The 12,757-nt window shown below is 63.7% G+C and carries 11 protein-coding genes and 1 pseudogene; 8 read left to right on the top strand and 4 right to left on the bottom strand.

Annotation, left to right across the window (positions count from 1 at the left end; genetic code table 11):
• Positions 1-18: 18 nt before the first annotated feature.
• From NY023_RS14760 to NY023_RS14740, 5 genes and pseudogenes are all read left to right on the top strand, one after another.
• Positions 19-690 (top strand): annotated as a pseudogene (locus NY023_RS14760) (RHS repeat domain-containing protein); the annotation flags it as partial.
• A 402-nt stretch (positions 691-1,092) separates the two neighbouring features.
• Positions 1,093-2,268: a M20 aminoacylase family protein gene (locus NY023_RS14755; RefSeq protein WP_013972736.1), complete on the top strand. Its 1,176-nt coding sequence runs from the start codon at positions 1,093-1,095 to the stop codon at positions 2,266-2,268.
• Between the two features lie 83 nt (positions 2,269-2,351).
• The gene (locus NY023_RS14750) at positions 2,352-3,662 is read left to right on the top strand and encodes a citrate-proton symporter (protein ID WP_013972735.1); all 1,311 of its coding nucleotides are present in this window, start codon (positions 2,352-2,354) and stop codon (positions 3,660-3,662) included.
• A complete protein-coding gene (locus NY023_RS14745; protein ID WP_013972734.1) occupies positions 3,662-5,116 on the top strand; it encodes an amidase in 1,455 nt (484 codons plus the stop codon). The genes NY023_RS14750 and NY023_RS14745 overlap by 1 nt, the downstream gene beginning before the upstream one ends.
• A 65-nt stretch (positions 5,117-5,181) precedes the next feature.
• Positions 5,182-5,955, top strand: a complete 774-nt coding sequence (locus NY023_RS14740) for an IclR family transcriptional regulator (protein WP_013972733.1) — start codon at positions 5,182-5,184, stop codon at positions 5,953-5,955.
• A gap of 272 nt (positions 5,956-6,227) precedes the next feature.
• On the opposite strand, the gene NY023_RS14735 is transcribed toward NY023_RS14740, so the two are convergent.
• From NY023_RS14735 to NY023_RS14720, 4 genes are all read right to left on the bottom strand, one after another.
• Positions 6,228-7,181 (bottom strand): IS110 family transposase, encoded by a 954-nt coding sequence (locus NY023_RS14735; protein WP_013970314.1) that lies wholly within the window; start codon positions 7,179-7,181, stop codon positions 6,228-6,230.
• Between the two features lie 443 nt (positions 7,182-7,624).
• Positions 7,625-8,536 carry a LysR substrate-binding domain-containing protein gene (locus NY023_RS14730; protein WP_013972731.1) on the bottom strand — a complete coding sequence of 304 codons (912 nt, stop codon included), beginning with the start codon at positions 8,534-8,536 and terminating at the stop codon, positions 7,625-7,627.
• Positions 8,537-8,714: 178 nt separating this feature from the next.
• Positions 8,715-9,371 (bottom strand): HAD family hydrolase, encoded by a 657-nt coding sequence (locus NY023_RS14725; protein WP_013972730.1) that lies wholly within the window; start codon positions 9,369-9,371, stop codon positions 8,715-8,717.
• A gap of 343 nt (positions 9,372-9,714) precedes the next feature.
• Complete coding sequence (locus NY023_RS14720; protein WP_013972729.1) at positions 9,715-10,614, bottom strand: LysR substrate-binding domain-containing protein; 900 nt, start codon at positions 10,612-10,614, stop codon at positions 9,715-9,717.
• A gap of 212 nt (positions 10,615-10,826) precedes the next feature.
• Between NY023_RS14720 and NY023_RS14715 the strand changes: the two genes are divergently transcribed.
• The 3 genes from NY023_RS14715 to imuA all read left to right on the top strand — a co-directional run bounded on the left by NY023_RS14715 (position 10,827) and on the right by imuA (position 12,754).
• Positions 10,827-11,435, top strand: a complete 609-nt coding sequence (locus NY023_RS14715; RefSeq protein ID WP_024087167.1) for a LysE family translocator — start codon at positions 10,827-10,829, stop codon at positions 11,433-11,435.
• A gap of 81 nt (positions 11,436-11,516) precedes the next feature.
• A complete protein-coding gene (gene lexA / locus NY023_RS14710) occupies positions 11,517-12,134 on the top strand; it encodes a transcriptional repressor LexA (protein WP_025339260.1) in 618 nt (205 codons plus the stop codon).
• The gene (imuA, locus tag NY023_RS14705; protein WP_013972726.1) at positions 12,134-12,754 is read left to right on the top strand and encodes a translesion DNA synthesis-associated protein ImuA; all 621 of its coding nucleotides are present in this window, start codon (positions 12,134-12,136) and stop codon (positions 12,752-12,754) included. Before lexA ends, imuA begins: the two co-directional genes overlap by 1 nt.
• The last annotated feature ends 3 nt before the right edge of the window (positions 12,755-12,757 follow it).

Raw genomic sequence — 12,757 nt, 5'->3', positions numbered from 1 at the left:
TTGGGTTTGTCCGATCTATTGGACGAGATTGGCTACGGCGACAACGGCGAGCGGCCAGAGCGCAACACGCTGTTCGAACGTGATGCCATTGGCCGGCTGATGGCCAAGGTCAACCGCGATGCCCGACAGGATTTCGAATACGACGATGCCGATCGGCTGCTGAGCATTCAGCGCCAGCCGAGCAGTGCGGGCAAGCAGTTGGGGATCACCGAAGAGACATTGAGCTACAGCTACGACCTGCTCGGACGACTGACGCAGGAGCTGACCCCGGGTGGCGCACTGGACTATGAATACGACCCGCTCAGCAACCTGACCACATTGACCCTGCCGGATGGCCGCAAGGTCAACCACCTGTACTACGGCAGCGGGCACCTGCACCAGTTGAACCTGGACGGCCAGGTGATCAGCGACATGGAGCGTGATGACCTGCACCGCGAGGTGTATCGGACTCAGGGCAAGCTCACCAGTTGTTTCGGTTATGACGCAATGGGACGCAAGGCCTGGCAGTTTGCCTCGACCTTGCCGGCCGACAAGCTCTCGCAGGTGCACAACACCGGTATCAATACCTCATTGCTGGTGGAGCATGCGTACAACCCGATCCACCGTCGCTATCAGTACGACCCGGCGGGTGAACTGGTGCGCACGCTGGACAAGCTGCGTGGCGAGATCAAGTACGAGTACGAAGCCAACCTGCTCGCCGAATTCGATGCCCGCGGCCAGATGACCGAGTACCTGAACAGCGATGACGGCCTGCCGCACACCATCATCGATGCGACTTACAAGTCCAAGTACCTGTGGTGGAACACCCTGGATTGCCCATGCCTTGGGGGTTCAAAAGTGGCGCGGCGCTTCAGCTGGAACACTGGCGGCCATCTCGTGCGTCTGGATGAGATGGTTACGGCCAGCAGGTAGGGCCGCCAAAGTGACTACCTCCCCGGCAAGCCACGTTTCGGTTCCACCGTGCGAAACCAGATTCGATTGTGCTTCATCGCTCCTCGCGCTTATCTGTCAGCCAAGCACGACCTGCCTCACCCGTCGTGACCTCAAGGCGAACAACAAGAACGGGAAATCACCCGCGCGAGGAGACTCTACATGTCCCGACATCAGCACATCCTGGCCTGGCTGAACGATGTGGCCAGCGACCTGCACGCAATCCGTCACGATATCCACGCTCACCCGGAACTGGGCTTCGAAGAAAGCCGCACTTCGGCGCTGGTTGCCCAGCTGCTCGAAGAATGGGGCTATGAAGTGCACACCGGTATCGGCAAGACCGGCGTGGTCGGCGTACTGCGCAATGGCAGCAGCCCACGCCGCCTGGGCCTGCGCGCCGACATGGACGCGCTGCCCATCCACGAGGCTACCGGCGCCGCGTACAGCAGCCGGCACCAGGGCTGCATGCACGCCTGCGGCCATGACGGGCATACCACCATGCTGCTTGGCGCCGCGCGCTACCTGGCGGCGACCCGGCAGTTCGACGGGACGCTGACGCTGATCTTCCAGCCGGCCGAGGAGGGCCAGGGTGGCGCCGAGGCGATGCTGGCCGACGGCCTGCTGGAGCGCTTCCCTTGCGATGCACTGTTCGGCATGCACAACATGCCCGGGCTGCCGGCCGGGCACCTGGGCTTTCGAGAGGGGCCGATGATGGCCTCGCAAGACCTGCTCACGGTGACCCTCGACGGGGTTGGCGGCCATGGCTCGATGCCGCACCTGACCGTCGACCCGCTGGTGGCGGCGGCCAGTGTGGTGATGGCCCTGCAAACCGTGGTGGCGCGCAATATCGATGCGCAGGAGGCAGCCGTGGTTACCGTGGGCGCCTTGCAGGCCGGCGAAGCGGCCAACGTGATCCCGCAACAGGCGCTGCTGCGCCTGAGCCTGCGCGCGCTGAACGCCGAGGTGCGGGCGCAGACCCTGGAGCGGGTGCGGGCGATCATCGTCAGCCAGGCCGAGAGCTTTGGCTGCCGCGCCACCATCGAACACCGCCCGGCCTACCCGGTGTTGGTCAACCACGCCGCGGAAAACGCCTTCGCCCGGCAGGTGGGGGTGGAATTGCTCGGTGCCGAGGCCGTGGATGGCAACACCCGCAAGCTGATGGGCAGCGAAGACTTCGCCTGGATGCTGCAACGCTGCCCGGGCGCCTACCTGTTCATCGGCAATGGCGTATCGCGGCCGATGGTGCACAACCCGGCCTACGACTTCAACGACGACATCCTGCTGACCGGCGCCGCCTACTGGGGTGCGCTGGCAGAGCGCTGGCTCGCGCCCGCCTGACCTTTCCTTTTTGACGACTGCCGCTGGAACCCGGGCGCGACCGCGCCTGGGCGATCACCCAATCATTGTGTGGAGTGTTTCCTATGCAGACTTCGAGCACCGGCGTGTCGCGTACCCGGCAAGTGGTCGCCGCCGTCATCGGCAACGCCCTGGAGTGGTATGACTTTATCGTGTACGGCTTTCTGGCCAGCATCATCGCCCGGCAGTTCTTCCCCTCCGACGACGAATACGCCTCGCTGCTGATGGCCCTGGCCACCTTCGGCGTCGGCTTTTTCATGCGCCCGGTGGGCGGCGTGCTGCTGGGCATGTATTCCGACCGCAAGGGCCGCAAGGCGGCGATGCAGATGATCATCCGGCTGATGACCGTCTCCATTGCCATGATCGTCTTTGCACCCGACTACCTGGCCATCGGCATGGCCGCGCCGATGCTGATCGTGGTGGCGCGCATGCTGCAGGGTTTTGCCACCGGCGGCGAGTACGCCAGCGCCACGGCCTTTCTGGTGGAGAGCGCGCCGGCCCACCGCAAGGGCCTGTATGGCTCGTGGCAGTTGGTGGGGCAGTGCCTGGCGGTGTTCTCCGGGGCGGCGATGGTGGCCTTGGTCACCCACCTGTGCACGCCAGCGGCGCTGGACAGCTGGGGCTGGCGTATCCCGTTCGTGCTTGGCCTGCTGATCGGCCCGGTGGGGCTGTGGATTCGCAAGCACATGGAAGAGCCCGAGGAATTCATCGAGGCGCGCCGCCAGGCCAAGGGCCAGTCGCCCAGCCTGTGGCAGGTGCTGCGTGAGCATCGGCGCAGCCTGTTGGTATCGATGGGTCTGGCCTGTGGCGCGACGGTGTCGTTCTACGTGGTGCTGGTGAACATGCCGACCTTCGCCCACAAGAACCTCGGGCTGCCGCTGGACCAGGTGCTGCTGGTGCAGATGCTTGCGGTTGGGCTGATGACCGTGGTGATCCCGCTGTCCGGGGCGTTGTCTGACCGGCTGGGGCGGCGCCCGGTGCTGATGGCCTTCACCCTGGCGTTCTTCGTCATGGTCTACCCGTTGTATGTGTGGGTGGCTGCCGCGCCGTCGCTGGAGCGCCTGCTGGTGATGCAACTGCTGCTGTGCACCGCCATCGGTGGCTTCTTCGGGCCGGCGCCCACGGCCCTGGCCGAGCAGTTCCCGGTCGAGGTGCGTTCTACCGGTGTGTCGGTGGCCTATAACGTGGCGGTGATGGTGTTCGGCGGCTTCGCCCCGTTGATCGTCACCTGGCTGAGCAAGGTGCTCGGTACCCCGGTGGCGCCATCGTTCTACGTGCTGTTCGCCTGCCTGCTGACACTGCTGGGCACCTATTGCCTGAAAGAAGCCCCACGCGCGGGCAAGCCTGCCGCTTTCAACCTTGGAGTGAAACCGTGATGCCGCTAGCCATCGACCCCATCGTTGCCCTCGATGCCGAGGCATTGTCCCGGGCCATCCATGCCCGCCAGATATCGTGCCGGGAGGTGATGCAGGCTTATCTGGCGCACATCGAACGCTTCAACCCGCAGGTAAACGCGCTGGTGTCGCTGCGCCCGGCCGAGGCGCTGCTGGCCGAGGCCGATGAGCGTGACCGCGAGCTGGGCCGGGGCCATTCGCGCGGCTGGATGCATGGCATGCCCCAGGCGATCAAGGACCTGGCTGCCACTGCCGGGCTGCGCACCACGTTGGGCTCGCCGCTGTTCGCCGAGCAGGTGCCCGAGCAGGACGCGATCAGTGTGGCGCGGGTGCGGGCCAGTGGTGCGCTGATCGTGGGCAAGAGCAATGTGCCGGAATTCGGCCTTGGTTCGCAGACCTACAACACCCTGTTCGGCACCACCACCAACGCCTACGACCCGGGCAAGGTGGCCGGGGGTAGCAGCGGTGGGGCGGCGGCGGCGCTGGCCATGCGCCTGCTGCCGGTCGCCGATGGCAGCGACATGATGGGCTCGCTGCGCAACCCGGCGGCGTTCAACAACGTGTATGGCCTGCGCCCGTCGCAGGGCCGCGTTCCCCACGGGCCGGCGCCGGAACTGTTCGTGCAGCAGCTGGCCACCGAGGGGCCGATGGGCCGCAGTGTGGTGGATGTGGCGCGGCTGTTGTCGACCCAGGCGGGCTTCGATGCGCGGGCGCCGTTGTCGCTGGGCGAGGGCCGGCGCGATTTTGCCGCCGGGTTGCAGCGCGATTTTCGCGGCGTGCGGGTTGGCTGGCTGGGCGACTACGACGGTTACCTGGCGATGGATGACGGGGTACTGGGCCTGTGCGAAGCGGCCCTGGCAGACTTCGCCGAACTTGGCTGCCGGGTCGAGGCCTGCCAGCCGGCGTTCGACATGGCGCGTTTGTGGCAGTGCTGGCTGACCCATCGCCACTTCCTGGTGCACGGCAACCTCGCTGCGGCCTATGCCGACCCGGGCAAGCGCGCGCTGCTCAAGCCCGAGGCGCAGTGGGAGGTGGAGGGTGGCCTGCAACTGAGCGCGGCAGCGGTGTACCAGGCTTCGGTGGCCCGCAGCGACTGGTACCGCGCGCTGGGCAAGCTGTTCGAGCGTTACGATTACCTGCTGTTGCCATCGGCCCAGGTGTTCCCATTCGATGCATGGCAACCGTGGCCAACGGTGGTCGGTGGGCGGGCGATGGACACCTATCACCGCTGGATGGAAGTGGTGATTGGGCCGACCCTGGCCGGCTTGCCTAGCATCAGCGTACCGGTCGGTTTCAACGCTGCCGGGTTGCCCATGGGCCTGCAGATCATCGGCCCGGCCCAGGCTGACCATGCGGTGTTGCAGCTGGCCCATGCCCATGAACAGCTCACCCGTTGGGTAGCGCGGCGCCCACCCCGGAGCCTGCAAGCGCCATGAAACCGCTGGGCAGGCGCGGATCTTGCTGGCTATCCTGACCATCCAGTTACAGGGAGGTCACACTCATGGGCATCACGGCAGACAGTGGCGGCGTGCGTTCGGTGGAACGGGCGCTGGCCATCGTCGACCTGCTTGGCGAACACCAGGCGCTGGGCCTGGAAGAACTGCATTACCTGACGGCGCTGCCCAAGGCCACGGTGTCGCGCATGCTCGCCACCTTGCAGGAGCAGGGCTGGGTTTACCGCGGCCTCAGCGACAGGCGTTACCGGCTGTGCGCGCGGCGCCTGTTCGGTGACCGCCAACTGCGTTTCAAACGGCGCCTGGTGGAACACGCCGCGCCCATGCTGCTGGAATTGAGCGAGCGCACCGGGCTGGTGGCCGACCTGTCGTGTTTCGACGGCGAGCGGCTGGAGGTGATGGAAAGCGCTGTGCCCCAAGTATTGCGCAAGCGTTACCCGCACACCTGCCAGATCGTCGGGCATCATGCCAGCCTGTTCCACTCGGCGATGGGACGGGCATGCCTGGGTGAGTTGGCGGTCGATGAAGTGCAGCGCCTGGCGGCCCATGAGCGGGTGGGCGACGAGACGGTGCTGCGCGATATCGAGGAGGAAGCGAACAAGGGGTTCGGCCAGCGCACCGAAGGGCACTGGGAGTACCCGGTGCGCTTGCCGTTCCTGATCCGCGCCATTGCCCTGCCGGTGCATGCCGAAGGGCGCCTGGCCGGGAGCATTGCCTTGCACTGGCCGCTGGACCAGGCGCCGGTGGAGCGGGTGTTGAACCTGCACCTGAACAGCCTGGCTACAACGGTGGGCGAGGTGCAGCGGGCCCTGATTGTTTGAGTCAGCCTGTACCGGCCTCTTCGCGGGTAAACCCGCTCCCACAGGGAAAGTGCATTGCCCGAGGCCTGCTCGGTACCTGTGGGAGCGGGTTTACCCGCGAAGAGGCCAGTACAGCAAACAACAAAACCACAGGGAATGTGCATTGCCCGAGGCCTGCTCGGTACCTGTGGGAGCGGGTTACCCGCGAAGAGGCCAGTGCAGCAAACAACAAAACCACAGGGAATGTGCATTGCCCGAGGCCTGCTCGGTACCTGTGGGAGATTCTATGGTTTTCAGCAAGCCAGTTTCGCGCCTTTAGTGACGTATTCGTCCTGATTTTTCATCAGGGCGAATGCCACCCGCGCGAGCTTTCTTGCCAGGATTACCAACGCTTGGGTTGTTGCTTTACCACTGCTCCGATGCTGTTCGTAAAGCCCTTTCCAGGCTGCCGATCTGCTGGCCGCCATCGCAGCGTTGTGCAATAAGCGACGAATTTCTGAACAACCTCGCTTGGTGAGGCGACGTCGCCCATTCTTCTGTCCGGAATCACTGACTCGTAAATCCATTCCTAGGAATGCAATGTACGAGTCACTGCTTTTGAACTCGCCCCTTGTAAAAGCCATCACCAATGCTGCGGCGGTGAGAAAACCAATGCCCTCTACTGCCTGGCAGCGAGCGACTTGTTCCTGCAGCCCAGCGTCTCGCAGTACTTCTTTAATCTTCTTTTGAATCAACTGATCCAGCCGATCTATCGACTTCACAAAAGTTTCGAAGGCGGCTTTCAAAAGGCTTTCGTTAGCCCAGCTCTGAGTCATTGCAGTACGAGCAGTCACCAAGGCGGCTCTGCGTCGCAAGAGGCTCTGAAGCTTGCCGTAGACAGCGGGAGGCGGGCTCCAAGGGCGAAGGTCCTCGCCTTCATTTTTTAAAAAACGGGACAGCAACCGAGCATCGGAGGGGTCGGTTTTAACCCGTCCCCCAACACTCTTCCGGTAGTTGCTCAATTGAAAACCATCGATGACATAGACCTCGAAGCCTAGGCTGTGGGCCAATTCAACCAGGTCCAAGTGATAGACGTTGGTCGCCTCAACAGCGATAGCGGTGTTGAGGGGTTGTTGCTTGAGCCACCTTCTGATCTCGAGTTTGGAGTTTTTGAGCCTGATGATCTCGTCGCGATCATCGTGGTGGATAACCAGCTCAGCTTTCGCGACATCCGCACCCACGATCAACTTACCTACCTGCATTGCCATGGGCCGCTCCTCACGTTATGGTTTTTCGGCTTGAAGGGGTTTCACCAAGAGGCGCTGGCTTGTTTCTATCGTCGCTTGCAAACGATGCATTCTTTATCGGCGCTTTGGTGGAAGGGGTGGGGCGATGTCTCCCACGGTCTGTACTGCTGTGAACAGTCAGAATCGGGCATTTAGTCCCACCACCCCTTCAAGTCTAACCATACAAGCGGGTTTACCCGCGAAGAGGCCAGTACAGCAAACAACAAAACCACAGGGAATGTGCATTGCCCGAGGCCTGCTCGGTACCTGTGGGAGCGGGTTTACCCGCGAAGAGGCCAGTGCAGCAAACAACAAAACCACAGGGAATGTGCATTGCCCGAGGTCTGCTCGGTACCTGTGGGAGCGGGTTCACCCGCGAAGAGGCCAGTGCAGCAAACAACAAAAGAAGCTGTGTCCGCAGCCCTTCAGCGCTCCAGGCTGTACATCCGGCACTCTGCCAGCAACGCCAGCAGGTTCGGCTCCCGCTCCCGCGCCTTGAGGAACACCACGCCAATATGCTGCTGCAAGCGATATTGCGGCTTCAGGGCAATCAACCTGACCCGGTTTTCATACACCGCTGCGATCCGCCCAGGCAGCAAGGCAAAGCCCACGCCCGAGCTGACCATGCTCAGCAGGGTGAAGATATCGTTCACCTGCATGGCTACCTTGGGTTCGAAGCCGGCCTGCTGGAACACCCGGGCACCATCGCGGTGGGTGGCAAAGCCCTGGGTCAGGGTGATGAAGGTGGAGTCGGCCAGGTCGGCCAGGTCCACCTCGGCCTGCTCGGCGAAGGGTGAATCGATGGGCACGGCAAGGAAGATGTCGTCGGAGAACAGCGGTAACTGCTCGCAGGCCGGGTCGCTGACGCTTTCGTCGAGCGACACGAGGATGGCCTCCAGTTCGTGGTTCTTCAGGCGCTGCAGCAGGTCGACGTTGGAGCCCAGGGTCAGGTCGATGTTGAGTTCGCTGCGGCGCAGCTTGAGGCCCATGACTAGCTTGGGTACGGTTTTCACCGTCAGCGAGTAGAGCGCGCCCAAGCGGAAGCGTTCGGCGTAGAAGCCGGCGGCCTCGCGGGTCTGGCGGACCATCTGCTCGGCGTCCTGGATCAGCTGGCGGGCTTTCTTTTCCAGCACGTAGGCGCTTTCCAGCGGGATCAGCTGGCGGCCTTCATGCTTGAACAGCGGGCAGCGCAGTGCGCTTTCCAGCGAGTGGATGGCACGGTGCACGCTGACGGCGCTGGTGGCCAGCTCGACGGCGGCGCGGCCGAGGTTGCCGGTGCGCATGAAGGCGAGGAAGGTTTCCAGCTTCTTGAGGGTCAGTTCTTCGTCGATCAGCATGGGTGGACCTGGGTGTGCACAATGGCTGGGGCATGCATATTGCCTTGAAATTCTGGGGCCGCTTCGCAGCCCATCGCCGGCAAGCCAGCTCCCACAGGGATGGCGCATGGCTTGAGGCCGATGCGGTCGAGGTGGGAGCTGGCTTGCCGGCGATGGGGCGCGAAGCGGCCCCGTATGCTCATTGCATGGATCCGATCAAGGACCACAACGCCGGGTCGTTGAAGTCACGGACAACCAGCTTCGCCCCCGCCGCCAGCAACCGCTCCGGCGTCTGCGTAGTGGCCACGCCCACGGTAAAGATCCCAGCGCCACTCGCGGCCGCCACCCCCGGCAGCGAATCCTCGAAGGCCAGTGCCTGCCCGGCCTCGGCACCCAGCCGCTGCAACCCGGTCAGGTAAGGCAGCGGGTCCGGCTTGGGCCGTGCCAGTTCCTCTGCCACCAGCACGTGCGCGAAGCGCTGGCCCAGGCCCATGGCGTTCAACATGTGCTCGGCGTTCAGCCGCGGTGCGTTGGTCACCACGCACATGCCGATGTCACGAGCCTGGGCATGTTCCAGCAGGCGCACTAGGCCCGGCATCGGCTCAAGAGCCGGCGACATGTCGCGGAACAGCGCCTCCTTGCGGTCGGCCAGCACCTGGCACTGCTCGGCACTGGCACCGGCAAACAGCTCGGCGAACAGCTCGCCGTTGGCGCGGCCGCTGACCTGGGCATCGAACTGCGCCTGGCTCAGCTCGCGGCCGTCATGCTCGCGCAGCAGTTGGCGAAAGGCCTGCAGATGCAAGGTGTCAGTGTCGGTGAGGGTTCCGTCGAGGTCGAACAGCAGGGCAGTCAGCATTGGGTATCCAGGTCCAAAATCATGGGCGGGCCAGAAGGGAGATTCTTTGCCTTTGGAGTCACGTCAACTACGCGACTTCCTGAGTGTACTGGAGTACGGCAGCCTTGGCAGAGCTGTGCTCGAACGCGAGGTTGACGCCTGCGCGTCAAGTCAGCAACTGCCAAAGCTGGAAAGCCAACCGAGTAACCGGCCGTTGGCACGCTCCGGATTTCGAAGTTTGGTCATCAGTTCTGGTTGGCGTAGGTGGCTGGGCGCAGGTAGCTGATCTTCTCTATTGGAGCGCTGCATAGCCGCAAATATTGTGTGGATAGCCGCGAGGGCTGATATGTTTGCCGCGCACCGATCAAGGAAGTGCACAGGTGTCATGCTGGAGCCGAGAGAGCATCCAGTCGATAAATACCTGGGTCTCGGCGACCGCATCTTTCGATACCCCATAGTAGTAGCGAGTCAGGGGCAGTCGTAGATGAGGCAGCGGGTTGTGCAGTCGGCCGGTGGCAAGATCCTTGCCCAGCAGCGTGGCCGGGCACAGCGCCAGGCCAAGGCCGTCGACGGCAGCTTGCAGCACCAGGTGCATGTGATCGAACTGCAGCGCTGGCCGTTGTCTTGCCTGGCTGACACCGGCCAGCTTGCACCAGGCCTGCCAATCCCCATTACGTGTCCTGCCCGAGAGCAGGGTATGGCGCAGCACATCCGACGGCGCCTGAACCGGTATCGCTTCCAGAAGAGAAGGCGCGGCAACCAGCAGCAGCTCGTCCTCGAACAGCATGTTCGGTTCCAGATTGGCCGCCCAGCCTGCGCTGCCACGGCGCACCACCAGATCGAAGGCCTCACGCGAGGGGTCAGGGGCCAGGATGCTGGTCACAATCTCGGGCTGAATCTCTGGAAACTGCGTCATGAATTCGGGTAACCGAGGGATCAGCCAGCGCACGGCAAAGGACGGGCGCACATTGATGATCACCTTGCGCGATGCACTGCTTCGGGCCAGGGCCTGAGTGGCGTTGGCGATTTGCGCCAGGCCCAGGCTGATCTGTTCATAGTAAGCCTGGCCGCTCGGGGTGAGTACCGACTGCCGATTTCGGCGTTCGAACAACATTATGCCCAGGTGCTCTTCGAGCAGGCGTATATGGCGGCTGACAGCACTGTGGGTGACGTGCAGCTCCTCGGCGGCACGGCTGAAGCTCTGGTGTCGCGCGGCCGAGGCAAAGGCCCGGAGGGCATTCAAGGGTGGGAGGTCGCTGATCATATGTCTAATTTTGTCACATCAGGGGCGCAAATAAAGCGTTTGTCAGCGATGGTGTTTCACGCCACTCTGACGCCGCTCTGTTCTGGTCTTCGTCCATGTGCGCAACAAGTATCCGCTTCTTTGCTGATCGGACTTCGCTGTGTGCGGCATTGATCCTCGGGTGCCGTTGGCGGCCCTAACGCTCTTCAGTTCAATGCCAGGAGGCATTTTGCATGGCTAGCTATGGATTGTTCCTTGTCCTCGCGACTTTCACCGTGTTAAGCCCCGGTCCCGGGGTAGTGCTGACCCTCTCCAACGCCCTGCGCCACGGCTGGGGCGGAGCGCTGCCGGGGATCTTTGGCATCGCTTTGGGCGCTTTCATCGTCGCCGGGCTCTCGGCCAGCAGCGTGGGGTTGGTCCTGGCGACCTCGGCAACGGCGTTCACCGTGCTCAAGTACGTCGGCGCGTTGTACCTGTTGTACTTGGGGGGAAAAATGTGGCGCACCCAGCGTTTCATTCCGGAGTTTACCGTGACCGCCACGCAACCCTGGCGGCGCCTGGTCGAAGCGTTGTCGATCCAACTGCTGAATCCCAAGGCTGGTTTCTTCTTCCTGGCGGTGTTTCCACAATTCATCAGTCCCCAGGACAACTACTACCGCCAGTTCTTCCTGCTGGTTTCATCCTACGCGTTGCTGGTCGTGCTGGTACACACCGGTTATGCGCTGATGGCCAATAGCGCCAGGGGCTGGCTGTCGAGCGACCGCGGTGCGCGAATTGTCGGCAAAATCTCCGGCATCACCTTTTTCTGTTTTGGTGTTCTGATGGCCTCGGCCAGCAAATGAACTGCTGCCCGTCACAATTGCATCGCAGCCGCCAAGCCGTCGACGAAGGGGGCTGTTCAGCGTGCTCTAAAAAGAGTACAAATGTGCTCCATGGACAATCTTACCCCAAAACGCCGCGCCATCTTCGAGTTCATCCGTGAGCGCATCGCCGACCACGGCCAGCCGCCGAGCCTGGCCGATATCGCCACGCGCTTCGGTTTTGCCTCGCGCAGCGTGGCGCGCAAGCACATCACCGCCCTGTGCCAGGCCGGCTACATCGACGTCACGCCGAACCAGGCGCGGGGCATACGCCTGGCCGAACGGCTGCGCCGCCCGGAAATCCTCGAAGTGCCGGTGCTGGGCCAGGTGGCGGCAGGCGCCCCCATCGGCCCGGACCTCGACATTCACGAGCAACTGCTGCTCGACCCCAGCCTGTTCCGCCGTACCCCCGACTACCTGCTGAAGGTGCGTGGCGACTCGATGATCGACGACGGCATTTTCGATGGCGATCTGGTCGGCATCCTCCAGCAGGCCGACGCCCGCGATGGCCAGATCGTGGTCGCGCGCCTGGACGGCGAGGTGACCATCAAGCGCCTGCAGCGCCAGGGTGGCAATTACCGGCTGTTGCCACGCAACCCGGCCTATGCGCCCATCGATGTGCGGCCTGAACAGGAATTCTTCATCGAAGGCGTGTTCTGCGGCTTGCTGAGGCGTGACTGATGGGCGCGGTGGTCGACCTCGACAGGTTGCTCGACCAGCGCCGGGTATGGCGCGGTCGGCAGGCCCAGGCGCGGCCGCTCGGCCTGCAGCCCACGGGCCATGCCGCCCTTGACCAATGCCTGCCGGAAGGTGGCTGGCCGGCGGCTGCGCTCAGCGAACTGTTGCTGGCCAGCCCCGGCTGTGGCGAATTGCAGCTGATGTGGCCGACCCTGGCCCGCTTGAGCGCTGAAGCCAGCCGAATCGTGCTGGTGGCACCGCCATTCATTCCTTACGCCCCGGCCTGGCAGGCCGCGGGGGTGGACCTGCGCTGGCTGGTACAGGTGGACGCCGAACCTGCCGATGCCCTGTGGGCCGCCGAGCAGTGCCTGCGCTCCGGCAGTTGCGCGGCGGTGCTGTGCTGGCCGGAACGTGCCGATGACCGCGCCCTGCGGCGCCTGCAGGTGGCTGCCGAAACCGGCCAGGCGCTGGCCTTCGCCTGCCGGCCGCAACAGGCGGCGCACAACCCTTCGCCCGCAGCGCTGCGCATTGCCGTCGACACCCGCCCGGCACAATGGCGCGTGCTGAAAAGCCGTGGCGGCATGCCACCGGCGCTGCCCATCGCCTGCCCGGGGCGGGGCTGATGC

Source organism: Pseudomonas sp. NBB (assembly GCF_032701105.1).
GTDB lineage: Bacteria > Pseudomonadota > Gammaproteobacteria > Pseudomonadales > Pseudomonadaceae > Aquipseudomonas > Aquipseudomonas asiatica.
Note: the sequence above shows the minus strand (reverse complement) of the source record. Positions and strands in the feature narration are given on the sequence as shown.

What these genes read in the sequence shown, in the direction of transcription:
- NY023_RS14755 (WP_013972736.1), top strand. Translation starts at nt 1,093, where the DNA reads ATGTCCCGACATCAGCACATCCTGGCCTGGCTGAACGATGTGGCCAGC.
- NY023_RS14750 (WP_013972735.1), top strand. Translation starts at nt 2,352, where the DNA reads ATGCAGACTTCGAGCACCGGCGTGTCGCGTACCCGGCAAGTGGTCGCC.
- NY023_RS14745 (WP_013972734.1), top strand. Translation starts at nt 3,662, where the DNA reads ATGCCGCTAGCCATCGACCCCATCGTTGCCCTCGATGCCGAGGCATTG.
- NY023_RS14740 (WP_013972733.1), top strand. Translation starts at nt 5,182, where the DNA reads ATGGGCATCACGGCAGACAGTGGCGGCGTGCGTTCGGTGGAACGGGCG.
- NY023_RS14735 (WP_013970314.1), bottom strand. Translation starts at nt 7,181, where the DNA reads ATGGCAATGCAGGTAGGTAAGTTGATCGTGGGTGCGGATGTCGCGAAA.
- NY023_RS14730 (WP_013972731.1), bottom strand. Translation starts at nt 8,536, where the DNA reads ATGCTGATCGACGAAGAACTGACCCTCAAGAAGCTGGAAACCTTCCTC.
- NY023_RS14725 (WP_013972730.1), bottom strand. Translation starts at nt 9,371, where the DNA reads ATGCTGACTGCCCTGCTGTTCGACCTCGACGGAACCCTCACCGACACT.
- NY023_RS14720 (WP_013972729.1), bottom strand. Translation starts at nt 10,614, where the DNA reads ATGATCAGCGACCTCCCACCCTTGAATGCCCTCCGGGCCTTTGCCTCG.
- NY023_RS14715 (WP_024087167.1), top strand. Translation starts at nt 10,827, where the DNA reads ATGGCTAGCTATGGATTGTTCCTTGTCCTCGCGACTTTCACCGTGTTA.
- lexA (WP_025339260.1), top strand. Translation starts at nt 11,517, where the DNA reads ATGTGCTCCATGGACAATCTTACCCCAAAACGCCGCGCCATCTTCGAG.
- imuA (WP_013972726.1), top strand. Translation starts at nt 12,134, where the DNA reads ATGGGCGCGGTGGTCGACCTCGACAGGTTGCTCGACCAGCGCCGGGTA.